Annotated in this window: 16 protein-coding genes, 2 tRNA genes and 1 pseudogene; 13 read left to right on the forward strand and 6 right to left on the reverse strand. The window is 48.4% G+C overall.

Annotated elements, in window-relative coordinates; translation table 11 throughout:
- Nucleotides 1-29 precede the first annotated feature (29 nt).
- On the reverse strand, nucleotides 30-1,013 hold the full coding sequence (locus BQ5591_RS00650) for an adenosine kinase (protein WP_071148041.1): 984 nt from the start codon (nucleotides 1,011-1,013) through the stop codon (nucleotides 30-32).
- Nucleotides 1,014-1,095: 82 nt separating this feature from the next.
- On the opposite strand from BQ5591_RS00650, the gene BQ5591_RS00655 reads away from it, so the two are divergent.
- A tRNA-Asn gene (locus BQ5591_RS00655) sits at nucleotides 1,096-1,169 on the forward strand.
- A gap of 19 nt (nucleotides 1,170-1,188) precedes the next feature.
- Nucleotides 1,189-1,262, forward strand: a tRNA-Asn gene (locus BQ5591_RS00660).
- Between the two features lie 73 nt (nucleotides 1,263-1,335).
- Here BQ5591_RS00660 and BQ5591_RS00665 read toward each other — a convergent pair.
- From BQ5591_RS00665 to BQ5591_RS00675, 3 genes are all read right to left on the reverse strand, one after another.
- On the reverse strand, nucleotides 1,336-2,991 hold the full coding sequence (locus tag BQ5591_RS00665) for an IS1182 family transposase (protein ID WP_071148042.1): 1,656 nt from the start codon (nucleotides 2,989-2,991) through the stop codon (nucleotides 1,336-1,338).
- A gap of 130 nt (nucleotides 2,992-3,121) precedes the next feature.
- Nucleotides 3,122-3,826: a ComF family protein gene (locus tag BQ5591_RS00670; protein WP_071148043.1), complete on the reverse strand. Its 705-nt coding sequence runs from the start codon at nucleotides 3,824-3,826 to the stop codon at nucleotides 3,122-3,124.
- A gap of 11 nt (nucleotides 3,827-3,837) precedes the next feature.
- Nucleotides 3,838-4,647 carry an inositol monophosphatase family protein gene (locus tag BQ5591_RS00675; RefSeq protein ID WP_022162920.1) on the reverse strand — a complete coding sequence of 270 codons (810 nt, stop codon included), beginning with the start codon at nucleotides 4,645-4,647 and terminating at the stop codon, nucleotides 3,838-3,840.
- 146 nt (nucleotides 4,648-4,793) lie between these two features.
- Here BQ5591_RS00675 and BQ5591_RS00680 point away from each other — a divergent pair, with 146 nt between their 5' ends.
- From BQ5591_RS00680 to topA, 4 genes are all read left to right on the forward strand, one after another.
- Nucleotides 4,794-5,333 carry an NUDIX domain-containing protein gene (locus BQ5591_RS00680; RefSeq protein ID WP_071148044.1) on the forward strand — a complete coding sequence of 180 codons (540 nt, stop codon included), beginning with the start codon at nucleotides 4,794-4,796 and terminating at the stop codon, nucleotides 5,331-5,333.
- 74 nt (nucleotides 5,334-5,407) lie between these two features.
- Nucleotides 5,408-8,440 (forward strand): tetratricopeptide repeat protein, encoded by a 3,033-nt coding sequence (locus tag BQ5591_RS00685; protein WP_071148539.1) that lies wholly within the window; start codon nucleotides 5,408-5,410, stop codon nucleotides 8,438-8,440.
- A gap of 6 nt (nucleotides 8,441-8,446) precedes the next feature.
- Nucleotides 8,447-10,084: a TonB-dependent receptor gene (locus tag BQ5591_RS00690; protein ID WP_071148045.1), complete on the forward strand. Its 1,638-nt coding sequence runs from the start codon at nucleotides 8,447-8,449 to the stop codon at nucleotides 10,082-10,084.
- A gap of 129 nt (nucleotides 10,085-10,213) precedes the next feature.
- A complete protein-coding gene (topA, locus tag BQ5591_RS00695; RefSeq protein WP_071148046.1) occupies nucleotides 10,214-12,571 on the forward strand; it encodes a type I DNA topoisomerase in 2,358 nt (785 codons plus the stop codon).
- Between the two features lie 245 nt (nucleotides 12,572-12,816).
- On the opposite strand, the gene argS is transcribed toward topA, so the two are convergent.
- Both argS and BQ5591_RS00710 read right to left on the reverse strand, forming a co-directional pair.
- Entirely contained in the window at nucleotides 12,817-14,634 is a 1,818-nt protein-coding gene (gene argS / locus BQ5591_RS00700; RefSeq protein WP_071148047.1) for an arginine--tRNA ligase, read from the reverse strand.
- A 279-nt stretch (nucleotides 14,635-14,913) separates the two neighbouring features.
- On the reverse strand, nucleotides 14,914-15,180 hold the full coding sequence (locus tag BQ5591_RS00710) for an HU family DNA-binding protein (RefSeq protein WP_022162927.1): 267 nt from the start codon (nucleotides 15,178-15,180) through the stop codon (nucleotides 14,914-14,916).
- Nucleotides 15,181-15,591: 411 nt separating this feature from the next.
- Here BQ5591_RS00710 and BQ5591_RS00715 point away from each other — a divergent pair, with 411 nt between their 5' ends.
- The 7 genes and pseudogenes from BQ5591_RS00715 to BQ5591_RS00745 all read left to right on the forward strand — a co-directional run.
- Nucleotides 15,592-16,125, forward strand: a complete 534-nt coding sequence (locus BQ5591_RS00715; RefSeq protein ID WP_394331792.1) for a rhomboid family intramembrane serine protease — start codon at nucleotides 15,592-15,594, stop codon at nucleotides 16,123-16,125.
- Entirely contained in the window at nucleotides 16,106-16,996 is an 891-nt protein-coding gene (locus tag BQ5591_RS00720; RefSeq protein WP_022162929.1) for a rhomboid family protein, read from the forward strand. The genes BQ5591_RS00715 and BQ5591_RS00720 overlap by 20 nt, the downstream gene beginning before the upstream one ends.
- A 47-nt stretch (nucleotides 16,997-17,043) precedes the next feature.
- Complete coding sequence (locus BQ5591_RS00725) at nucleotides 17,044-18,144, forward strand: endonuclease/exonuclease/phosphatase family protein (RefSeq protein WP_071148050.1); 1,101 nt, start codon at nucleotides 17,044-17,046, stop codon at nucleotides 18,142-18,144.
- A 47-nt stretch (nucleotides 18,145-18,191) separates the two neighbouring features.
- Nucleotides 18,192-20,276, forward strand: coding sequence for a M3 family metallopeptidase (locus tag BQ5591_RS00730; RefSeq protein ID WP_071148051.1), 2,085 nt, complete (start codon nucleotides 18,192-18,194; stop codon nucleotides 20,274-20,276).
- Between the two features lie 113 nt (nucleotides 20,277-20,389).
- The gene (secDF, locus tag BQ5591_RS00735) at nucleotides 20,390-23,383 is read left to right on the forward strand and encodes a protein translocase subunit SecDF (RefSeq protein ID WP_071148052.1); all 2,994 of its coding nucleotides are present in this window, start codon (nucleotides 20,390-20,392) and stop codon (nucleotides 23,381-23,383) included.
- Between the two features lie 372 nt (nucleotides 23,384-23,755).
- Entirely contained in the window at nucleotides 23,756-24,661 is a 906-nt protein-coding gene (locus BQ5591_RS00740; RefSeq protein ID WP_071148053.1) for an IS982 family transposase, read from the forward strand.
- A gap of 152 nt (nucleotides 24,662-24,813) precedes the next feature.
- Nucleotides 24,814-25,164, forward strand: a pseudogene (locus BQ5591_RS00745) (DUF1016 N-terminal domain-containing protein); the annotation flags it as partial.
- Nucleotides 25,165-25,196: the final 32 nt, after the last annotated feature.

A 25,196-nucleotide genomic window follows, 5' to 3' on the forward strand; every position in this document is an offset into this window, starting at 1 on the left:
GCGTAACTTAAAAATCTTTTTCACGTCAATCAGTTATTAAGTTCGAGTTTTCCTTTTATCACATCCCATTTTTCTTCGGGCAATTCTGCACCGATCACCTGAATCACCTCACCGGAAACAAGACTGGCAATCCGTGCACAGCGTTCCAAAGCATAACCGCTTGTCAGTCCGTACAGAAAACCTGCAGCAAAGTAGTCGCCCGCTCCGGTCGTATCGACAACACGGTCCACCTTGCAAGCATCAACTACTATCGTTTCAGTACCTTTACGTACCAGCGATCCGCGTGCTCCCATCTTCACCACAGCAATACTACACATTCCTGCAATCACATCCAACGCTTCTTTTCCTTCCTTACCAGTAAAGGCTTTAGCCTCTTCTTCATTGGCAAATACTATATCTACGTATTTATTTACTAACAGCAAAAAGAAATCCTGATCACCAGCAACAATATTGAAGCTGGCCATATCCAGACATACTTGCAAACCTGCCTCCTTGGCAAGTTCAATAGCATGCAAAATCACATCGTGATCCTGCACCAGATACCCTTCAACGAACAGATAAGCATATCCACGGAACATATCTAATGTAAGCTCTTCGGCTTTCAAAGCAGCGGCCGCCCCCAAATGAGTGGCAAATGTACGTTCGCCATCAGCAGAAATAAAAGTAGAGGCAACCCCCGACGGCAAGGTATCCGAAGTAAGCAAAAACGTTTCCGTACCACGCTTCTGAAACTTTTCCCTGAAAAAATCGCCGTAACGGTCATTTCCTATCTTTCCTATCAGTCCGGTAGCCGCTCCCAGCGAAGCAAGCGCATTTATAGCATTTCCCGCAGAGCCTCCCGTAGCCAAATGCGTTTCCTTCTTACTAAAGAAATCGTTTATTTTCAGCAGCTTATCTTCATCAATCAATGTCATGGCTCCTTTGGTAAGACCCATTTCTTTCAGCACATTATCGTCTTCGAGAGTCACCAGTACATCGACCAAAGCATTTCCTAAACCAAGTATTTTATCCATTTTTCGAAAAATTTTCTGCAAAGATATTGCATATTTCAAAATATCCTATTACTTTTGCAGCGCATTTGAGAAAAAACAACATTCTTCGTTAGCTCAGTCGGTTAGAGCATCTGACTGTTAATCAGAGGGTCCTTGGTTCAAGTCCAAGACGAAGAGCGAAACTCAAATGCAACATTCTTCGTTAGCTCAGTCGGTTAGAGCATCTGACTGTTAATCAGAGGGTCCTTGGTTCAAGTCCAAGACGAAGAGCAGAAAGAGGGTGTGTCGTAATACGCGATTCACCCTCTTTTCTTTATCAGCGATAAGAGCGTAGTTAACTCTTTCAGGCAGCGATATTCTGAAGATAATCTCGATTATTTTGTTCCCAATAGCTTAAATGAGCGGTAATAAGGCCGTAAAGGTGTTTAATTGGCCAATTTATACCCTCTTTATTCATCTTGGTACACATCTTTTTTATATTGAAGGCGATGGCCAGGAAGGAAAAGTCCATAAGAACCTTGTCCTTCCCAAAATGACGGAAGCGCTTGTAGTTCATGTTGAATTTTATCTGTCCAAATACAGCTTCCGGCTCTATACACCTTTGCCCTCTGTATTTCAACCCTTCTTCGGAACAGAGAAGTTCCCGGGCTTTCTGTTTGTATATCCTGAGTCGGTGATTCAGTTCTATCGTCCTGTTTCCTTTAGCTTTAAAACACAGACATCTTAACGGACATCCTTCGCATCTGACAGCCCTATACCTGACATATTCGACTACATATCCGGATTCGGTTTTCGTATGCCTGGTACCTACCCTCTGCATCTTTTGCCCCATTGGACAGACGCAGTAATCCTGTTCTTCATTGTAGAAAAAGTTTTCGGCCTTAAAAGGATCCGGTTTAAATCTTGGCCGCTGCTCCATGTGGAAATAATTGTATTTGACGTATGCTTCCATCCCGTTTTCCGACATAAAGTGGTAATTCTCTTCTGATCCGTAACCGGAATCAGCAACCACCGTATGAGCCAACTGCCCGTATCTGTCGGCAAAGGACTTCAGAAAGGGAATCATCGTCAAGGTGTCAGTCGGATTCGGGAAAAGAGAATAATCGATAATGAATTGATTTTCCGTAGCAATCTGAAGATTATATCCGGGTTTTGTCTGACCGTTACGCATGGCATCCTCTTTCATTCTCATAAAGGTGGCTTCTTTGTCTGTCTTGGAATAAGAGTTACGGTCCTGAAGATTGCCCAAATGGGTGTTGTATTCCTGAAGCTTATCCCTGTGAGCTTCCAGTTCTTTCAGCTGTTTGTGTTTCTTTTTCAGCTCTGATTTCTGCTCTTTCGTGGAAGGCTCTGCAGCCTGTTCAAGGGCATTGCGTAATTCCCCAGCCATTTCTGTCAATATGGAAGGGGTAAACTCAATTCCATCGTTGTTTTCCGAAGCTTTTTCCTGAGCGATGACGTCATCTATTTGGCTTAACAGAACCCTGATTTTCTTCATCAGGCGTTCACGATTATGTTCAACAGTCTTCCGCCATACAAAAGTATATTTGTTGGCCTTGGACTCAATCTTTGTTCCGTCAATATATTCCACATTCAGACTGACGAAACCTTTGGATGAAAGCAGAAGTACGGTTTGGGTAAACACTTCGTTAATCTCCTTCTTCACCCGATTACGGAAACGGTTGATAGTAATGAAGTCCGGTTTCTCATAACCGGCTAACCAAATGTAATGGATATCACGATGAAGAAGCTTTTCTATTTTCCGGCAGGAGTATATATTGTTCATATAGGCATACAAGATAACCTTTAGCATCATCTTGGGATGGTAAGGACTACGGCCGCATTCTTTGTATAACTTCCTGAAACTTTCAAGATTCAGGCTTTCAACCAAAGCGTCAACCATGCGTACAGGATCGTTTTCTGCAATATCTTCATCGATTCTTTGCGGAAAAAGTACCGTTTGGTTGGGTGTGTATGGACGAAAATGTATCTTTGCCATATGTATAATTCTTTATGCTTAAAGATACAAAATCTTTAGGTAATAACAAAGCCCCAGCTTGTGAAAGTCGGGGCTTTGTGCTAAAAAAAAGAAGGTGTGCTTTTTGACACACCTTCTTTTTTCATATCTGTCAGTCACCGGCCAGCGCCAATGCCAGCACACTAATACGTATGTCGTCCACAGACTCGAACGCATCGGCACAGGCTGTGGTCGTAGCACCGGTAGTCAGCACATCATCTACCAGCAAGATGTGCTTCCCCATAAACCGTTCGGGACAAAGAAGCCTGAAGACACCGTTCATATTTTCCCAACGTTCGTACGCCGACTTTTGCGTTTGCGATTCCGTATATTTTTCGCGTACAACCGAGGTAAGGTCAACCGGAATGCCTGTCACACGTGAAATACCTTTTGCCAGACAGGCACTTTGATTATACCCACGTGCACGTTCTTTACGCGGATGCAGAGGCACAGGCACAATGACATCGATCCCGTCAAAGAAACCGCTCATCTTCAATTCGGCTGCCATGAAACGCCCCATCACATCTCCCAAGTCTTTCCGCTCCTCGTACTTCAGCAAATGCAGAATACTGTGATAGGCACTTCCTTTCCGATAGAAAAAGTATGCCGAAGCACGCTCTATCGGAAACTTCCCCCAGAACATGCGTTCCACCGGATTATCTTTCTTCAAATGATAATTCGTACGGGGCATATCGATATTGCAGGAGATGCAGATTCCCTCTTCACCCTCCATCAGGACTTCGCCACACACCGCACAACGATAAGGAAAAAGCAAGTGCAGTAACGAATGAAGCCAGAGTTTTACAACCTCCCACATAAACCACCGGGTTACATTTTCGGCGGAACTTGAGCCACCAGTTCCAGTAACAGCGGATGCAGATAACCGTTAGTGGCCACAACGTGATGACCTTCCAGAAAATTCTCATTTCCATAGAAATCGGTTACTCGTCCGCCGGCTTCCTGCACCATAAGGGCTGCTGCAGAGAAATCCCACTTACCAATAAAAGCCTCCAGCCAGCCATCGAACCGACCGGCAGCCACATAACAGATAGCCAATGCTGCCGAACCATTCATACGAATACCGCCTACCTTACCATAAAGTTCGTGTATCAAATGCTCGCCGGTACGGGCATAACTGTCCGAGTTATAAGGAAGTTCTACTACCAAAAACGAATCTTCGACACGTTTTACTGCAGATACCCGCATCGGCTGCCCGTTCACATAAGCACCTCCACCCTGCCAGGCATAGAAACACTCATCCCGACACGGATCATAAACCACACCCGACAAAAGCGACTGCTTGTTGCGCAAGGCTATGCTGACACAATACGGAGCATTGTCATGAATATAATTCGTCGTTCCGTCCAGCGGATCGACCACCCAACAGTAAGGTTCGTCGTGATATTCGGCCGATCCCTCTTCGGTGATAAAACCTGCCTCGGGCAACAAGTCACGCAATGCCATCACCAACCGGCGTTCCGACTCCTTGTCCACGTATGATACATAATCGTGCGCATGTTTCTCCTGTGCCATTTCACGACGGAAGTTCAGCCGTTCGCTTTTCAGAAATGCACCCGCTTCGCGGGCTATGCGGCAGACGTCTGCCGTCAGCTTCTCCAGATCTAATATCTTTTCCATATATATGTCTGTTTACTAAATTCTGCATCCATACAATTATTCAAGTGACAAATGTAGCAAAATAGCGTGAAAATAAATCTTTTGCATTTGAAAGTTATCCCTCCAAATTGCATTATCTTTGCCGACAAAGCAAAAAGACAAAGAACATGGAACATCCTTTATCACAATTTCAATATTGCCCAAAGTGTGGTTCACACCGCTTCGAGATTCATAACGAAAAATCCAAGCAATGTCCCGACTGCGGTTTCGTCTACTATTTCAACCCTTCGTCGGCAACCGTAGCACTCATCGTCAATGAACAGGACGAACTGCTGGTCTGCCGGCGCGGTAAGGAACCGGCTAAAGGCACTCTTGACCTTCCAGGCGGTTTTGTCGATATGTTCGAAACCGGAGAAGAAGGTGTGTGCCGTGAAGTAAAGGAAGAAACCGGTATGGAAGTGACCCGTGCCGAGTATCTTTTCTCGATACCCAACATTTACATCTATTCGGGCTTCCCCGTACATACGCTGGACATGTTTTTCCACTGCACTGTGAAAGACTTGCTTCACTTCAAAGCCATGGACGATGCCGCCGATGCCTTTTTCCTTCCAATAAAAGACATCCGGCCTGAAGACTTCGGCCTGACTTCCATCCGCAAAGGCCTGCAAAAGTTTCTGGAAAGCCGCAGACTCCGCGCGAATCTATAAAAAAGCCAAACAAATGCAACAAAATCAACCCGAAAAGCGTATTTTTGTCAGATACACATTCTAAAATCAAGAAAATGAAGAATAAAATCTCCCGGATACTCTGCACAGCCCTTTGCTGTGCACCCCTGCTCGCCACGGCACAGACCAACGGGCAAAGCACCTCTCCCCAACGGCTTTATCAGGAGGGAGTAAACCTGTTTCAGCAGAAAGCCTATTCGGCAGCCATCCCGCCCTTGCAGGCCTTCATCCAGCAAACCGACCGAGACGGACAACCCCTTTCCGAAACCGCTGAACGGCTGGAAGCCGAATATATGCTGGTATGTGCCGAATACGAACTGCGCAACCCTCGCAGCACCGAACTATTGCAAGCCTTTCTGGAGAAACACCCCGACACGCCTCACGCCAACCGCCTGCAGGCACTTATCGCCTCGACTTACTTCTTCAAAGGCGATTACGACGCAGCACTGGCCATGTTCAACGGTTCACAGCTCGACTTGCTCAGTAACGCCGAACGCGACGACATGACTTACCGCCTCGCCGTCAGCTATCTGAAAACAGGGAATACCCGTGAAGCTGCTACCTGGTTCGAGACACTGCGCATCGTCAGCGAGAAGTATGCTGCCGACTGTACTTATTATCTGTCGTACATCCGCTATACACAACAACAGTATGACGATGCTCTCAAAGGGTTCCTTTCCTTGCAGGATGACAAGAAATACCAATCACTGGTTCCTTATTATATAGCCGAAATCTACCTTATCAAGAAGAATTTCGACAAGGCCGAAATCGTAGCACAAAACTACCTGTCGGCCTACTCCGGCCAGCCCGATGAAGCTGAAATGTACCACGTACTCGGTACGGCCGAATACCATACGGGCAAATACCTCGAAGCCATGAAGTCCTTCGACCAATATGCCAGCGAGAGCAACTCGCATCCTCTGCGACGCGATGCCCGCTACATGCAAGGCCTTGCCTGCTATCATTGCAAAGTCTACACCCGTGTCCCCGAACTGCTGAACGAAGTAGCCGACGGACAAGACGCTCTGGCTCAGAACGCATGGCTGCACATGGGTCTGGCTTACCTGCAACTGGACGACAAAAATAAGGCACGCATGGCTTTCGAACAGGCTGCCACTTCCAACGCCGACCTCAGTGTAAAGGAACAGGCTGCCTACAACCATGCCCTCTGCATACACGAAACCTCGTACTCGGCTTTCGGCGAATCAGTCACCGTTTTCGAGAAGTTCCTGAACGACTTCCCCAATTCGGTTTACGCTGACAAGGCAAGCAACTACCTGGTAGAAGTCTATATGAATACCCGCAGCTACGATGCTGCCCTGCAGTCCATCGAACGCATCGCCCATCCGGGCACAGCCATACTGGAAGCCAAACAAAAGATCCTCTTCCAATTAGGTACACAGGCATTTACCAACACCCAGTTCGAACAGGCCATCGGCTACTTCAGCCAAAGCATCAGCTTGGGGCAGTATAACCTACAGACCAAAGCCGAATCCTACTACTGGCGCGGCGAATCTTACTATCGTCTGAACCGCATGCAGGAAGCCGCACGCAACTTCAACGATTATCTGGCTCTTACCCCCCAGCGAAACTCAGACATGTTTGCCCTGGCCTACTATAACTTGGGTTACATTGCCTTCCATCGTAAAGATTACGGTACGGCACAAAACAACTTCCAGAAGTTCATTCAGCTGCAAAAAGGGAATAACCCCGCACTGCTGGCCGATGCCTACAACCGTATCGGCGACAGCTATCTGCACAACCGCTACTTCGACGAAGCCCGTCAATACTATACCCGTGCAGAGAACCTGAATACGCCGTCGGGCGATTACTCCTATTATCAGCTGGCTCTGGTAGCCGGATTGCAGAAAGACTACTCCGGCAAGGTGCAATTACTGAACCAGCTGGCGGCCAAATACCCCAGTTCGCCCTATGCCGTCAACGCCCTCTACGAAAAAGGACGTTCCTACGTACAGACAGGCAACAGCAGCCAAGCCATTGCTACCTTCGGCGAACTGCTGAAGAAATACCCCGAAAGCCCAGTCAGCCGCAAGGCTGCAGCCGAAATCGGATTGCTCTATTATCAGAATAACGACTACAACCGTGCCATCGAAGCTTATAAGCACGTAGTCACCCAATACCCTGGTAGTGAAGAAGCCCGTCTGGCCATGCGCGACCTGAAGTCAATCTATGTCGATGCCAACCGCGTAGACGAGTTCGCAGCCCTTGCCGCACAACTGCCCGGCAATATCAGCTTCGAACCCAGCGAACAAGACTCGCTGACCTACATCGCAGCCGAAAAGGTGTACATGAAGGGAGAAATCGCCCCTGCCAAGGAAAGCTTCAGCCGCTACCTGCAAAGCTTCCCGAACGGTGCTTTCATTCTGAATGCACGCTACTACCTCTGCGTCATTGCCAAAAAGCAACAGGACGACAATGCCGTACTCGAACATGCCGAGAAGTTGTTGGAATATCCCGACAATCCTTACTCTGAAGAAGCTCTGCTGATGCACAGCGAAATTCTGTTCAACCGTCAGCAGTATGACCAGGCCATGGCCGACTACAAACAGCTGCAAGCCAAAGCCTCGACAGCCGAACGCCGACAGCTGGGTACGACCGGAATATTGCGCTGTGCCGCCCTGCTGAAAGACGACACCGAAGTCATACATGCCGCTACCAGCCTGCTGAGCGAAGCCAAACTTTCGCCCGAGCTGCACAACGAAGCCCTGTACTTCCGTGCCAAGGCCTACCTGAACCAGAAAGCCACGCAAAAAGCCATGGCCGACCTGGAAGTACTGGCCAAGGATACCCGCACTCTCTATGGTGCCGAAGCCAAATACCTGCTGGCACAACAGCTCTATAACCAAGGCGAATATGCCAAGGCCGAAAAAGAAATACTGAACTTCATCGACCAGAGCACACCGCATGCCTATTGGCTGGCACGCAGCTTCATCCTTCTGTCCGATGTTTACGTGGCCTTGGACAAGAAAGTAGACGCGCGCCAATACCTGCTCAGCCTGCAACAGAATTATCAGGCCGACGACGACATAGAGACCATGATTGAAGAACGACTAGAAAAATTGAAATAATAGACAATGAAAACGATACAATCCATTCTGATAGCTACCGCTTTATCGGCTTGCGTCTTCCCAATGCAAGCCCAAGCACAGGAACAAGCCAAAGATACCACTGTGAACCGTACAGTCGTAGTGGAACAAGAATACGCCCCCGACATCAACGATGCAACCAAAATCAATGTAGTGCCTCAGGTGACTCCACCTACCGTCAGCAAGAAAGCTGTAGAGTACGATGCACGAATGGTTCCGGCCGCACAGATTCCGGCAACTACCATGCAGGCCTATACTGGACAAGAAACACAACCCAAAGCCGCTCCGGGCTACGTCCGGCTGGGTTATGGTAATTATGGCAATCTGGACGCTCAGGCCAACTACCTGTTCAGCCTCTCGTCGCGCGACCGCCTGAACCTGAATTTCGGTATGGATGGCATGAACGGAAGTCTCAACCTGCCCGGCGAAAACGGAGAATGGGATGCCTTCTACTACCGCACCCGTGCAGCCATCGACTATCTGCACGCCTTTAATAAAGTAGATCTGAATGTAGCCGGCCGCTTCGGACTGAGCAACTTCAACCTGCTGCCTGCCCTGCCCAGCAATAAGCAAAAGTTCACTTCGGGCGACTTCCATGTAGGTGTTCGGTCGACCGACGAAGAAATGCCTTTCCGCTTCAGTGCCGAGACCAACCTCATGCTCTATCAGCGCCAGCACGATCTGCCTTACGACGACCTGCAGGAAACCCTGATACGCACCAAAGCCGAAGTAACAGGCGACATCAGCGACGGACAGTCCATCAGCGTCGCTCTTGCCATGGACAACGTCCTCTATCAGCATACGGACTTTGAAAACTACACATCGCTCGACATGAATCCGTATTACCTCCTGCAGAACGACGACTGGACACTCCGTCTGGGTGCACACGTCGACCTGGCATTCGGATTCGGTAAGACGTTCCGCGCAGCCCCCGACGTTTATGCCCAATACAACTTTGCCGACAGCTATCTGCTCTACGTACAGGCCAAAGGCGGCAAACAGCAAAACGACTTCCGCCGACTGGAGACGATATGCCCCTACGGCCAGTTGGCCAGCCAGGCCGACGCCACTTACGAACAGCTGAATGCTGCCCTCGGCTTCAAAGCCAGTCCCGTCACCGGATTGTGGATGAACATTTACGGCGGCTACCAGAACCTGAAGAATGACCTGGTACAGGGTTTCGGCGACGATGCTCTGCTGCTGTACGGACAGAACACCAGCAACGTCTACTTCGGAGCCGAAGTCAGCTACTCTTACAAGGATATTTTCGCCATCGCCGCCTCGGGTACGTACCGCAACTGGGATACAAAGAAAGACGAAACAAATCCCTATGCCGAAGCAGCCCTCCTCTTCAAGCCCGCTCTCGAAGCTGATCTGCATGTCGACATCCGCCCCGTCTCTCCATTCCTGCTGAAGCTAGGCTACCAGCACATTGCCCGTCAGGAAGTGGAAGGCCAAACAATCGACGCCGTCAGCAACCTCTATGCCGGACTGGAGTACAAGCTGTTCAAGGGAATTTCGATCTATGCCCGTGCCAACAACCTGCTGAACCAGAAGTATCAATACTACCTGGGATATCCGGCAGAAGGCATCAATTTCGTAGGAGGAGTAAGTTTCTGCTTCTAAAGGGCAGAACTCTTCCTACAAAAAAAGGTCTTTTTTGCTAAAATCTCTTATATTATAAGGTGGGAAATATGTTTTTTCCTACTTTTGCGGGCAAACTCAGTGACAGGAGTCGCTACAAAACAAAAATTTATGCAAAAAAACCTTGTTATAGTTGAGTCTCCGGCCAAAGCTAAAACCATCGAAAAATTCCTTGGAAAAGATTTCAAGGTACTTTCCAGCTATGGCCATATACGCGACTTGAAGAAAAAAGAATTCAGTATCGACATTGAAAACAACTTTGAGCCGCACTATGAAATACCGGCCGACAAAAAGAAAGTGGTATCTGAACTGAAGGAAGAGGCTGCCAACGCCGAAACCGTATGGTTGGCTTCCGATGAGGACCGCGAAGGAGAAGCCATTGCATGGCATCTGTACGAAGTACTGAAACTCAATCCCGAACATACGAAGCGCATCGTCTTCCACGAGATTACGAAAAGCGCCATCCTGAAAGCTATCGAGCACCCGCGCAACATCGACATCAACCTGGTTGATGCCCAGCAGGCACGCCGTGTACTGGATCGCATCGTAGGTTTCGAGCTCTCGCCCGTACTGTGGAAGAAAGTAAAGCCTGCCCTCTCGGCCGGTCGTGTACAGTCGGTAGCCGTACGCCTCATCGTAGAGCGCGAACGCGAGATACAAGCTTTCCGTACCGAAGCCGCCTACCGTGTGACAGCAGTTTTCCTGGTGCCCGATGCCGACGGAAAAACAGTCGAAATGAAAGCCGAACTGCCTCGCCGCTTCAAGACCAAGGCCGAAGCGCAGAAGTTTCTGGAAGGTTGCCGCACAGCTACGTTCACCATCAGCGACATCACTACCCGTCCGCTGAAGAAGTCGCCTGCCGCCCCCTTCACCACCTCGACCCTGCAACAGGAAGCCGCCCGCAAATTGGGATTCACCGTGGCACAGACCATGATGGTGGCACAACGGCTGTACGAATCGGGAAACATCACCTACATGCGTACCGACTCAGTCAACCTGTCCGAATACGCCATCAATGGCAGCAAAGAAGCCATCCTTAACCTGATGGGCGAACGCTACGTCAGCCCGCGCCACTATGCCACCAAGACCAAGGGTGCACAGGAAGCGCACGAAGCCATCCGCCCCACCGATATGCAGAAATCGAAAATAGACGCTACTCCGCAGGAGAAACGTCTGTACGACCTGATATGGAAACGCACCATCGCCTCACAGATGGCCGACGCCGAAGTAGAAAAGACCACCGTTACCGTCAGCATCAGCAACGAAGCGGATGCCTTTACAGCTACTGGCGAAGTGGTCAAGTTCGACGGTTTCCTGCGCGTTTACCGCGAATCTTACGACGACGATATGGAGCAGGAAGACGAAGCACGCCTGCTGCCGCCTTTGAAAAAAGGACAGAAGCTGGAATATCAGGACATCGTAGCTACCGAGCGCTTCACCCAGCATCCTCCACGCTACACTGAGGCCAGCCTGGTGCGCAAGCTCGAAGAACTGGGCATCGGACGTCCGTCAACCTACGCCCCCACCATTTCTACCATCCAGCAACGCGAATATGTAGAGAAAGGAGACAAGGCAGGAGAAGAACGTACTTACAATGTACTTACACTGCAGAACGGCACCATCGCCGACACCAACCGGACGGAAATCACCGGTGCCGAGAAGGCCAAGCTGATTCCGACCGATACCGGAACGGTTGTGAACGATTTTCTGCTGGAATACTTCCCCAACATCCTCGACTACAACTTCACAGCCAATGTCGAGAAGCAGTTCGATGAAATTGCCGAGGGAGAGAAGCAATGGACATCCATCCTGAAAACGTTCTACAAGGATTTCCATCCTTCGGTAGAATCGACTCTTGCCACCAAGAGCGCCCACAAAGCCGGTGAACGTATCTTGGGCACAGACCCTGCAAGCGGCCGGCAAGTATCGGTCAAAATCGGTCGTTTCGGTCCGGTTGCCCAGATTGGCACAGCCGACGACAAGGACAAGCCCCGCTTCGCCCAGCTGAAGAAAGACATGTCCATCGAAACTGTTACCCTGGAAGAAGTGCTCGACCTCTTCAAGTTGCCCCGTACACTGGGCGATCACGAAGGAAAGGCCATCACCATCGGTGCCGGACGCTTTGGTCCTTACGTCCACTACAATGGCATGTATGTTTCCCTGCCCAAGGGTGTCGACCCGCTGGCTATTACGCTGGAGGAAGCTTTGGAACTGATCAAAGAAAAAGAAGCCGAAGAAGCCAAACGCCACCTGAAGAAGTTTGACGAAGAACCCGAACTGGAAATCATGAACGGACGCTACGGCCCCTACATTTCCTACAAAGGCAACAATTATAAGATACCCAAAGACATTGTTCCGCAAGACCTCAGCCTGCAATCATGTCTGGAACTCGTCAAGTTGCAGGAAGACAAAGATGGCGACAAGCCCAAACGCGGAAAAGCAAAAGCCAAAAGCACAGGCAAACGCTAAAAACTGAACTGAAAATAGCAGCTTTGCAGAACACTTGCACGGCTCATGAACAACACTTGTACGGCTCGCGAACCGTGCAAGTGTGGCTCATGAGCCGTACTTGCATTACACACCGGCATCACCTCCATGGATTTTTAAGGCCAAGTATGCAAAAAAATTTCCCCAGTTAGGAAAATATTTTTTCCTAACTGGGGAAAAATCAAGGCATATATGCTAATGCGTTTTTAGTCTTTATAGGCTTTGGCTTACATGCGTTCTGGCACCTCGATGCCCAGCAGTCCCATACCCAGGCGAACGACCTTGGCTACATTCTCTGACAATGCCAGACGGAACACCTTGACATCGATATTCTCTTCGCGCAAGATGCTGAAGTCGTGGTAGAACTGATTGTATTCCTTCACCAGATCATAACAGTAATTAGCAATGATAGAAGGACTGTAGTCCGTACCAGCTTGCTTCACAACCGCAGCAAAATCGGCTACCATCTTAATCAAGCCTTCTTCCTTCTCGCTCAGCTCGATGCCGGCATGAAGCTGTTCGGGAACCGTGATACCGGCTTCCTTTGCCTTGCGCAGTACCGACTGAATACGGGCATACGTATATTGGATAAACGGACCGGTATTACCGTTGAAGTCGATTGATTCTTTCGGATTGAACGTCATGTTCTTACGGGCATCCACCTTCAGAATAAAATACTTCAACGCACCCAGACCGACAATGCGGGCAATGTCATCGGCCTCTTCCTGTGTCAGTCCGTCAAGCTTGCCCAGTTCGTTGCTCGTTTCCTTGGCTGTATTGATCATTTCTTCCATCAGGTCGTCGGCATCAACTACGGTACCTTCGCGGCTCTTCATCTTGCCTTCGGGCAGTTCCACCATACCGTAAGAGAAGTGCACCAGGCTCTTACCCCACTCAAAGCCCAGACGGTCGAGCAGGATGGACAGTACCTGAAAGTGGTAGTTCTGTTCGTTACCCACTACATAGATCATCTTGTCGATGGGATAGTCAGAAAAACGTTGTTCGGCAGTACCGATGTCCTGCGTCATGTAGACCGATGTACCGTCGGCACGGAGCAGCAGCTTGTGGTCGAGGCCTTCGCCTGTCAGGTCGGCCCATACGGAACCGTCTTCCTTGCGGTAGAAAAGTCCTTTCTCCAGTCCTTCGAGCACTTTCTTCTTGCCTTCCAGATAGGTATTCGACTCGTAATATATCTTGTCGAAGCTGACACCCATCAGCTTGTAAGTCTCGTCAAATCCGGCATATACCCAGTCGTTCATCTTTTGCCAAAGGGCACGTACTTCGGGGTCGCCAGCTTCCCATTTCACCAACATTTCGCGGGCTTCCTTCATCAAAGGTGATTCGGCTTCGGCCTTTGCCTTAGCTTCTTCTTCGCCCATGCCTTCGGCCATATATTGGGCCATCAGTTCCTTCACTTCGGCTTTGAAGTGCTTGTCGAAAGCTACGTAGTAATCACCAATCAGATGGTCGCCTTTCTTGCCACTCGACTCGGGAGTCTCGCCGTTTCCGTACTTCAACCAGGCCAGCATCGACTTGCAGATGTGTATACCACGGTCGTTCACGATGTTAGTCTTCACTACACGGTTACCGTTGGCGGCAATGATATTGGCCAGCGCATTACCCAGCAGGTTATTGCGCACGTGTCCCAGGTGAAGAGGCTTGTTGGTGTTGGGCGACGAATACTCGATCATCACCAGCGGCGACTGTTCGCCGGCAGCCGTAATACCATACTGCTTGTCTGTATGAATGCCGTTCAGCAACTCGATCCATGCCGACGATGCGATGGTCAGGTTCAGGAAACCCTTGATTACGTTGAATGCCGCTACCGAAGGTTCGTTTGCCTTCAGGTATTCACCGATTTCCTGTGCGGTCTGTTCCGGTCCTTTCTTCGACATGCGCAGGAAGGGGAACACCACAAGTGTAAAGTGGCCTTCAAATTCTTTCTTGGTCTTTTGCAGTTGCACCTGTGCGGCAGGAACGTCCTGTCCGTACAGTGCTTTCAGTCCGTTGACTACGGACGAAACCAGTTTCTGTTCTATATTCATGACTTATAATGTATTTTCCTGGTGCAAAAGTACATAAAAGCACGGAAAGGTACAAGCTTCTCTTTCACTGAAAGACGATTTTCACCTGTAAACAAAGCGGATGCCGGCCTGCGAAACGTTTTCGGCTGCAACACAGCACTCCGAAAGGCAGTAACCAAAACGAGGAGACGTGTCAGAAGAAACCTCTCGGCACGCTTCATCCGCCCTACCGGATGCCGTCACCTCATTTTCCTTCGACACGTCTCCTCGTCGTATTGTCTGCCGACCCGTATTTCCTTTTTATTCGAAGGTCAGCTCATTACCGGGTTTGAATTTCGCAGCTTTCCTAGCTGGAATAACAATCTTTTCCTTCGTCGTAGGGTTGATTCCCGAACGTTCAGCTCTTTCTATCACCGAAAAGGTACCGAACCCCACCAAGGACACTTTTCCACCTTCCTTCAAAGTCTTGATCACCGATGCAGTAAATGCATCCAGCGCCTTTTGGCAATCGGCTTTTGTCAATCCCGACTCAGCAGCCATTGCACTGATAAGTTCTGCTTTATTCATAATGGACGAATTAATAAATTATGTTATACAATAGTGATTACCTCCACTAAATCAGGTATCTACAAAAATAGAGTAATATTTCTGAATATCAAATAAAAACACTAAAAAAAGATTGGATTTCTGATAAAAACAAAGAATAGTCAGCCCATTTTCTGTTATAGAACAGAAATTATTCGTATTTTTGCAACTCACAGAACGAAAAAACAGATTATGAACAATATACCTACTGTCACCAAGAACCTTTTAATCATCAACGTACTGATGTTTCTTGGTACCATCGTTGCCCAAAGCTATGGCATCGATCTGAATGAATACTTGGGACTGCACTTTATTCTGGCCGACAATTTCAACGCGGCCCAGCTCATCACTTACATGTTTATGCACGGTGGATTCACGCACCTGTTCTTCAATATGTTTGCCGTATGGATGTTTGGTCGCATTCTGGAGCAGGTATGGGGACCGCGACGCTTCCTGTTCTACTATCTGCTGTGCGGCATCGGAGCCGGACTCATTCAGGAGCTGGTGACCGGTATACGCTACATCACGCTGGAGTCGGGTATGTCGCCCGAAGCCATCGAAGGCGTATTCAACGAAGGAGCCAAAGCCCTGAGTCGTAACATGAATTTCGTCGATCCGGCCATGGCCAATCTGAACCTAACATTGAACGCCTCGACCGTAGGTGCCTCGGGAGCTGTTTATGCTATCCTGTTGGGATTTGGCATGCTGTTCCCCAACCAGCCGATGTTCATCTTCCCCCTGCCTTTCCCCATCAAGGCCAAATACTTTGTCATGGGATATGCCCTGATTGAGCTGTGGTCGGGCTTCGCCAACAACCCCAGCGACAACGTGGCTCACTTTGCACACCTGGGCGGTATGATATTCGGCTTTATATTAATAATGTATTGGAGAAGAAAGAACAGAAGAAATGGCTACTATTATCAATGAATTGAGAGAGACCTTCCGTAGAGGTAATATTTATATCCGGCTGATCTACATCAATGTGGCCGTATTTGTACTGACTACCTTGTGCGGAGTCATCGTACAGCTTTTCAACCGCAGCCTTTCCGGACTCTACGAGTGGTTCGAACTGCCGGCTTCCCCTGCACGTTTCATCGTGCAGCCGTGGTCCATCCTGACGTACATGTTCATGCATGGTGGATTGTTGCACATCCTGTTCAATATGCTGTGGCTTTACTGGTTCGGGGCTTTGTTTCTGCAGTTCTTCACGTCCAAACACCTGCGGGGTGTCTACCTGCTGGGCGGCATCTGCGGCGGTATCCTCTACATGGCTGCCTATAACGTCTTCCCCTACTTCCGCCCCATGGTCGACTACTCTTTCATGCTGGGTGCTTCGGCTTCGGTACTGGCCATTGTGACGGCCACAGCCTACCGCGAACCCAACTACCCTATCCGCCTGCTGCTTTTCGGTACCATCCGTCTGAAATATCTGGCACTGATTGTCATCGGAACCGATTTGCTGTTCATTACTTCGAGCAATGCCGGCGGACACATCGCACACCTGGGTGGCGCCTTGGCCGGACTTTGGTTTGCAGCCGGACTCAGTAAAGGAACGGACGCAACAGCCTGGATCAACAAACTGATCGATGCTGTCAGTTCGTTGTTCAGTTTCAAGCCGCGCAAGCCCAAAATGAAGGTGCACTACAGCGCCAACCGGAAAAGCGACTACGAATACAATGCCCGTAAAAAGGCACAGTCGGAAGAAATAGACCGCATACTCGACAAACTGAAAAAGTCGGGTTACGAAAGTCTGACAGCCGACGAAAAGAAGAGTCTGTTCGACGCCAGCAAACGGTAGCCGTTCTCTTCGACAGCAAAAAGAACATCCATTATTGACGAAAGCAAGTGAAACATCTCGGTTACTTTGTAGTATTTCTGATTCTGGCAGCCAACGTGCTCTTTACCGGGCTCCTGCTGTTTGCTGCCTACAGTCCGTACATCAATCCGGAGTTACACCCCGTACAGTCCTGTTTCGGGCTGACTTTTCCGATATTTGCACTTGTCAATGGTGGCTTTCTGATTTTCTGGCTCATCATACAGCGCTTCAAGCAGGCACTGGTACCACTGGCAGGCTTCCTGCTGTGCTTTCCACAGCTGCATACGTATTGTCCTATTAACTGGCATACGGACAACCTGCCCGAAGGCAGTTTCAAAGTATTGTCGTACAACATCATGGGGTTTGACGGAACCATGAAGAAAGACGGACAGAACCCCATTCTGAATTATCTTAAAGACAGCGAAGCCGACATTCTGTGCCTGCAGGAGTATGCAACGTCTACAGCCAAGAAGTTCCTGATGCAGAAAGATGTAGAAGAAGCATTGAAAGACTACCCTTACCACCGCATCCATACGGTAGGCGAAGGGAAAGGATCGACCAATAAAATGGCCTGTTACTCCAAGTTCCCCATCCTTTCGGCACATACCCTGAACTACAAAAGCGACTACAACGGTTCCGTCGTCTACGAAATAAAGATTGGAGAAGACACTCTGACTCTTATCAACAATCACCTGGAATCGAACAAACTGACCAAAGAAGACAAAGTGGTATACGAAAGCATGCTGAAAGACCCGCAAAAAGAAAAAGTAAAAAGCGGTGCCCGCCTGCTTGTCCGCAAATTGGCCGAAGCCTCCGCCATACGTGCTCCACAAGCCGACAGTATAGCCAAAGCCATTGCCCGCTCCAAACATCCCTACATCATAGTATGCGGCGACTTCAACGATACCCCTATCTCTTATGCCCACCGCGTCATCAGTCAGGACATGGATGATGCCTTCACCCAGTCGGGATGCGGGCTGGGCATTTCGTACAACCAGAACAAATTCTATTTCCGGATAGACAACATACTGGTCAGCCCGAACCTGCAGAGTTTTAACTGTACGGTAGACCGCTCCATAAAAGAGTCCGACCATTACCCCATCTGGTGCTACATTGCCCCGAGAAAGTGACAACCGGAATCTATCAACTGATTTACGAAACATAAATCCTTAATACCATGATAAAGAAAAGTATTCTAATTTTAGCAGCAAGTTGTATGATGTACTCTTGTACTACTCAGACGGAAACCAATCCGTTCCTTACCGAGTTCCAAACCCCGTACGGTGTTCCGCCGTTCGACCAGATCAAACTGGAACACTACGAACCAGCCTTCATGAAAGGCATCGACGAACAAAACGCCAACATCCAGGCCATCACTTCCAATGCCGAAGCACCTACATTCGATAACGTCATTGTAGCCTTCGACAACAGCTCACCCATTCTGGACCGTGTAGGAGGTGTATTCTATAACCTGACCGAAGCCGAAACTACCGACGAGCTCACAGCACTGTCCATGAAGCTGGCTCCTGTCATGTCCGAGCACAATGACAATATCCTCCTTAACGAAGCACTGTTCGCCAAGATAAAAGACGTCTATCAGCAGAAAGACAGCCTGCAACTGACCACCGAACAGCGCCGTCTGTTGGAGAAGACTTACAAAAGCTTCGTTCGCTCGGGTGCCAACCTCCCTGCCGACAAGCAAGCCCGCCTGCGCGAGATCAACAAACAACTCTCTACCCTCGGCATTCGTTTCGACAAGAACATCCTGAACGAAAACAACGAATTCAAACTGTTTGTCGACAAGGAAGAAGACTTGACCGGACTGCCCGAATGGTTCCGTCAGAGCGCCGCAGCCGAAGCCAAAGCAGCCGGACAGGAAGGTAAATGGCTGTTTACCCTGCACAACTCCAGCCGCTTGCCTTTCCTGCAATATTCGGCCAACCGTCCGCTGCGCGAGAAGGTATACAAAGCCTACATCCAGCGCGGTAATAACAACGACAAGAACGATAACAAGAAAATCATCACCGAAATCGTCAGCCTGCGCCTCGAAAAAGCCCGCCTGCTGGGATTCGACTGCTACTCCAACTTTGTACTCGACAATACCATGGCGAAGGATTCAAAGACCGTCATGGACTTCCTGAACAACCTGTGGCAGTACGCCCTGCCCAAAGCCAAGGCCGAAGCAGCCGAGTTACAAAAACTGATGGACCGCGAAAACAAAGGCGAAAAGCTGGAAGCCTGGGACTGGTGGTACTACACCGAGAAACTGCGTAAAGAGAAGTACAACCTCGAAGAAGAGCAAATCAAACCCTACTTCAAACTCGAAAACGTACGCGAAGGCGCTTTCGCCGTAGCCAACAAGCTGTACGGCATCACCCTTACACCAATGGACAGCATTCCCGTCTACAATCCCGACGTACAAGTATTCGAAGTGAAAGATGCCGACGGCTCGCAACTGGGAATCTTCTATACCGACTACTTCCCACGTGCAGGCAAAAGCGGCGGTGCCTGGATGAGCAATTACCGCGAGCAGCAAGGTGATATCCGTCCGCTGGTATGCAATGTGGCTAGCTTTACCAAACCTGTAGGCGACACTCCCTCTCTGCTTACCATCGACGAAGTAGAAACCCTGTTCCACGAATTCGGTCATGCCTTGCACGGTCTGTTAACCAAGTGCCAATATAAGGGAACATCAGGCACGAACGTCGTACGCGACTTTGTAGAGCTGCCCTCACAGATCAACGAGCACTGGGCTACTGAACCCGAAGTGCTGAAGATGTATGCTAAGCATTACCAGACCGGCGAAACAATTCCCGACGAACTGATCGAAAAGATCCTCAATCAGAAGACTTTCAATCAGGGATTCATCACGACCGAACTGATGGCAGCCGCCTTTTTGGATATGAACCTGCATAACCTGACCGATACGACTGGTCTGGACGTAGTAGCCTTCGAGAAAGAAGCCATGGACCGTCTGGGACTGATTCCCGAAATAGCTCCGCGTTACCGTACCACCTACTTCAGCCACATCATCGGCGGTTATGCAGCAGGTTATTACAGCTATCTTTGGGCCAACGTGCTCGACAACGACGCTTTCGAAGCCTTCAAGGAAAACGGCATCTTCGACCGCCACACAGCCGACCTGTTCCGACGCAACGTACTGGAGAAAGGCGACAGCGAAGACGCCATGACTCTTTACAGGAATTTCCGCGGCGCCGAGCCCCAACTGGAACCGATGTTAAAAAACCGCGGAATGAAATAATATGCAAATATTTGAGTTCCTTTTACTTCCAAATGTGAAAAAAAAGCTATATTTGCAGCCCTATATACATCAGAATTAATTAAATAAAGTAATCATAATAAACTAAAAGTAACATGCAAAACAAAGGATTTGTAAGAGTTTTTGCCATCTTGCTCACACTGGTCTGCGTGTTCTACTTGTCCTTTTCTTTTGTAACTCGCTACTATACCAACAAGGCTAAGGAGTATGCAAAAGGAGACGAGAAAGTGGAGCAGGACTACCTGGATTCTCTGGCGAACGAGAAAGTGTGGTTTGGCAACTGGACTCTGAAAGATTGTCGTGAGATGGAAATCAGTCTTGGTTTGGACTTGAAGGGTGGTATGAACGTCATCCTCGAAGTTTCTGTACCCGATGTCATCAAGACATTGGCGGACAACAAAACCGACGAAGCGTTCAACCAGGCATTGTCAACAGCCGCTAAACAAGCTACAACAAGTCAGGACGACGTTATCACACTGTTCGTTCGCGAGTACCACAGACTTGCTCCGGACCAACCTCTTGCACAATTGTTCGCTACCCAACAGTTGAAAGACAAAGTAAACCAGAAATCTTCGGATGCAGAAGTTGAGAAGGTTCTGCGCGAAGAAGTTAAAGCCGCAGTCGACAACTCATACAACGTGCTCCGTACACGTATCGACCGTTTCGGTGTCGTTCAGCCCAACATCCAGAGTCTGGAAGACAAGATGGGCCGCATCATGGTCGAACTGCCTGGTATCAAAGAGCCCGAACGTGTAAGAAAATTGTTGCAAGGTTCTGCCAACCTCGAATTCTGGGAAACTTACAATGCAAACGAAGTAGCTCCTTACCTGCAATCAGCCGACAACAAGTTGCGCGTTCTGCAGAGCACACAGACTGCAGCCGACAGCACTGCCGTTGATACAGTTGCTACCGAAGCTCCCGTTGTAGCTCAGGCTACCAGCACTACCGACAGTCTTGCAGCCGCTCTGAAAGGCGAAAGCAAATCACAGGCTGTCGATCTGGAACAAATCAAGAAAGAACATCCGTTGCTGGCCATTCTGCAGGTGAACCCCAATGGTGGTCCGGTAGTAGGCTATGCCAGCTATAAGGATACAGCAGAAATCAACAGATATCTGTCAATGCCCGAAGTTCTGTCTGAACTGCCGAAAGACCTGCGTCTGAAGTGGGGTGTTTCTGCCGTAGCTTTCGACCCGAAAGCACAGACTTTCGAACTCTACGCCATCAAGTCGACCGAGCGTAACGGCCGTGCCGCTATGGAAGGTGACGTAATCGTAGACGCCAAGGACGACTACGACCAATATGGCAAACCGTGCGTAAGCATGTCTATGAATACTGACGGTGCACGCCGCTGGGCACAGCTGACCAAGCAGAACATCAACCGCAGCATCGCTATCGTATTGGATGGCTACGTATATTCTGCTCCGAATGTAATGAACGAAATTACTGGCGGTAACTCTGTCATCACCGGTCACTTCACCCCCGACGAAACGAAAGACTTGGCCAACGTATTGAAATCTGGTAAGATGCCGGCTCCTGCCCACATCGTACAGGAAGACATCGTAGGTCCGTCACTCGGTCAGGCTTCTATCAACGCCGGTATCATTTCATTCATCGTGGCTCTCGTGCTGTTGATGATCTACATGTGCTCCATGTATGGTTTCATCCCCGGTATGGTTGCCAACGGCGCCCTTATCCTGAACTTGTTCTTCACACTGGGTATTCTTTCTTCCTTCCAGGCTGCACTGACAATGTCCGGTATCGCCGGTATGGTGCTGTCACTGGGTATGGCTGTGGATGCCAACGTGTTGATCTACGAACGTACCAAGGAAGAGCTTCGCGCAGGCAAGGGTGTGAAGAAAGCCTTGGCTGATGGTTATTCGAACGCCTTCTCGGCCATCTTCGACTCTAACTTGACATCTATCATCACCGGTATCATCCTGTTCAACTTCGGTACAGGTCCTATCCGTGGTTTTGCTACTACCTTGATCATCGGTATCCTGATTTCATTCTTTACAGCCGTGTTCATGACTCGTCTGTTCTACGAACACTTCATGGGTAAGGACAAGCTGCTGAACCTGACATTCTGCACCGGTATCTCCAAGAACCTGATGGCCAATACTCACTTCGACTTCATGGGTCGCAGAAAAGTATGGATGACTACTACACTCATCGTTGTCGTAGTTTGCCTCGGCTTCCTGTTTACACGCGGTCTGAGCCAAAGTATCGACTTCACCGGTGGACGTAACTTCAAGGTACAGTTCGAGAAAGAAGTTGAACCTGAACAGGTACGTGAGCTCATCTCCAGCAAGTTTGGTGATGCTAACGTAAGCGTTATCGCCATCGGTACCGACGGTAAGACTGTACGTATCAGTACCAACTACCGCATTCAGGAAGAAGGCAGCAACGTTGACTCTGAAATCGAAGCTTATCTGTACGAGACTCTGAAGCCGCTGCTCACTCAGAACATTTCGCTGGAAACATTCATCGACCGCGAGAACCACACCGGCGGAAGTATCATCAGTTCGCAGAAGGTAGGTCCGAGCATCGCCGACGACATCAAGGTATCAGCTATCTGGTCTGTTGTACTGGCTCTGATCGCTATCGGTCTGTACATCCTGCTCCGCTTCCGTAACATCGCTTATAGTATCGGTTCTGTAGCAGCTCTGGCTTGCGATACCATCGTCATCTTGGGTGCATACTCCATCTTCTGGGGCATCCTGCCGTTCTCGCTCGAAATCGACCAGACATTTATCGGTGCCATCCTGACGGCTATCGGTTACTCTATCAACGATAAGGTGGTTATCTTCGACCGTGTACGTGAGTTCCTCGGTCTCTATCCGAAGCGTGACAAGCTGACTCTGTTCAACGACTCACTGAACACGACACTGGCACGTACCATCAATACGTCACTGAGTACCTTGATCGTGTTGCTGTGTATCTTCATCCTCGGTGGTGACTCTATCCGCAGCTTCGCCTTCGCCATGATTCTGGGTGTTGTATTCGGTACACTGTCTTCACTCTTCGTCGCTTCTCCTATCGCCTTCATGTTGTTGAAGAAGAAAAACGAAGAAGTAGTCGCAGAAAAATAAGTTTCTGAGTTTTTAAGTTCTTAAGTTGATGAGTTGCAAAAGACTCTTCAGCTTAAGGGCTAAAAACAAAAGATTAAGTTCCCTATACAGAGGATGTATCCGCAAATGGATGCATCCTCTTTTTTTATCTTTTATGCAAAACTGCTGCTCTATTCCTTGAAAAGTACGGAAAAATATGGCTTCCATTACAGCAGAAAGAGGTTTCGTAAAAGAGAATAAAATAATTACTAAACAAAATGCAAAACCATCCCAATAATCTAATATAACGTGAGTTCGATATAAGCAAATAAATATTTCACTGAAAATTAGGAACATAGCGATAAAAGTATTAAATTTATAGTGAACAATTATAACATTTAAACGATTATCACTATGTTTCCAGAGTCTAAAGTTACAGAGATTTATTGTATGGCCGATGATTTTTGCAAGGAATTTACATTTCAACAGGAAAAATATATGATTGATGATAAGAAGACCAAGCATCGCAATAAACCCAACCGTATGAGTGATGCTGAGATTATGGTTATTCTTATCCTGTTTCACTCCGGTGGTTTTCGCTGTTTCAAGCATTACTACAAGGAGTATGTCTGTAAACATCTGAAACACCTTTTTCCGCGCCAAGTTTCCTATAACCGTTTTGTAGAATTGGAAAAGGAAGTACTACTTCCCCTGACCATCTTTATCAAAAAAGTACTGCTGGGAACCTGTACCGGCATCAGTTTTGTGGACTCCACTCCCTTACGTGTATGCCGTAACCAAAGAATCCTTATTCATAAGACATTTGAAGGACTTGCCGAGCGTGGAAAATGTTCAATGGGATGGTTCTTCGGATTCAAGTTGCATCTGATAATCAATGACAAAGGGGAAATTCTCAATTTCATGTTTACTCCCGGAAACGTGGATGACCGGGAGCCTTTGAAGCTGGGCAAGTTCCTGAAGAACATTAAAGGAAAACTATGTGCAGACAAAGGATATATTGGTCAGGCCCTGTTCGAGAATCTTTTTCTTAATGGCATACAACTTGTCACCAAGGTCAAGAACAATATGAAGAACTCACTGATGAGTATTGCCGACAAGATCTTGCTCAGAAAAAGAGCCCTGATCGAAACGGTCAATGACGAATTGAAGAACATTGCACAGATAGAGCACTCCAGACATCGTTCATTCAATAACTTTATAGCTAACTCTTTGTCGGCTATCGCAGCATACTGCTTTTTTGAAAAGAAGCCAGCTATTGATATAAATTTTGTCAATGACAGACAACTTTCTTTTTTTTGATTTTATATCGAACTCACGTTAATATAAATCTCTACATTTGCAATATAATAGACCTGTAGCATTGTGAGTTAAAAAGAGAGGTGCGGGCTACAAACTCCGCTGTAACAAAAGCTCAAAATGTTGTTAGCAAATAAAGAAAAAGAACGAAAAATATGAAACAGGATAGTATAATCGCATCAAGAGAACAACAGTTTGGAGAAGTTATAGATATTATTCTCTTGCATCAAGCCCGAGCATCAAGAACAGTAAACGAAGAATTGTTACTTACTGCCTGGCATGTGGGAGGTTATGTTTCTTCAAAACTGAAAAGCGAAGAATGGGGAAGTAAAGTAGTAACCCAGCTGTCCGAGTATATCCGCTCTCAACGACCGGACATCAAAGGTTTCGGGCGAAGCAGCATTTACAATATGGTCATGTTCTATGACGAATATTCTTCGGAAAGATTCTCCGCAACAGTCAAGAAGTATCTGAACTCTGAATTTGTCCAGCCAATAATTGGACAAACTAACTGACAATGATAGCCGAATACAAACGC

Origin of the sequence: Bacteroides ndongoniae (assembly GCF_900108345.1) — a bacterium.
In the GTDB taxonomy this organism is placed as follows: domain Bacteria; phylum Bacteroidota; class Bacteroidia; order Bacteroidales; family Bacteroidaceae; genus Bacteroides; species Bacteroides ndongoniae.

Coding starts and splice junctions, on each gene's coding strand:
- BQ5591_RS00650 (WP_071148041.1), bottom strand. CDS start 1,013: ATGGATAAAATACTTGGTTTAGGAAATGCTTTGGTCGATGTACTGGTG.
- BQ5591_RS00665 (WP_071148042.1), bottom strand. CDS start 2,991: ATGGCAAAGATACATTTTCGTCCATACACACCCAACCAAACGGTACTT.
- BQ5591_RS00670 (WP_071148043.1), bottom strand. CDS start 3,826: ATGTGGGAGGTTGTAAAACTCTGGCTTCATTCGTTACTGCACTTGCTT.
- BQ5591_RS00675 (WP_022162920.1), bottom strand. CDS start 4,647: ATGGAAAAGATATTAGATCTGGAGAAGCTGACGGCAGACGTCTGCCGC.
- BQ5591_RS00680 (WP_071148044.1), top strand. CDS start 4,794: ATGGAACATCCTTTATCACAATTTCAATATTGCCCAAAGTGTGGTTCA.
- BQ5591_RS00685 (WP_071148539.1), top strand. CDS start 5,408: ATGAAGAATAAAATCTCCCGGATACTCTGCACAGCCCTTTGCTGTGCA.
- BQ5591_RS00690 (WP_071148045.1), top strand. CDS start 8,447: ATGAAAACGATACAATCCATTCTGATAGCTACCGCTTTATCGGCTTGC.
- topA (WP_071148046.1), top strand. CDS start 10,214: ATGCAAAAAAACCTTGTTATAGTTGAGTCTCCGGCCAAAGCTAAAACC.
- argS (WP_071148047.1), bottom strand. CDS start 14,634: ATGAATATAGAACAGAAACTGGTTTCGTCCGTAGTCAACGGACTGAAA.
- BQ5591_RS00710 (WP_022162927.1), bottom strand. CDS start 15,180: ATGAATAAAGCAGAACTTATCAGTGCAATGGCTGCTGAGTCGGGATTG.
- BQ5591_RS00715 (WP_394331792.1), top strand. CDS start 15,592: ATGTTTGCCGTATGGATGTTTGGTCGCATTCTGGAGCAGGTATGGGGA.
- BQ5591_RS00720 (WP_022162929.1), top strand. CDS start 16,106: ATGGCTACTATTATCAATGAATTGAGAGAGACCTTCCGTAGAGGTAAT.
- BQ5591_RS00730 (WP_071148051.1), top strand. CDS start 18,192: ATGATAAAGAAAAGTATTCTAATTTTAGCAGCAAGTTGTATGATGTAC.
- secDF (WP_071148052.1), top strand. CDS start 20,390: ATGCAAAACAAAGGATTTGTAAGAGTTTTTGCCATCTTGCTCACACTG.
- BQ5591_RS00740 (WP_071148053.1), top strand. CDS start 23,756: ATGTTTCCAGAGTCTAAAGTTACAGAGATTTATTGTATGGCCGATGAT.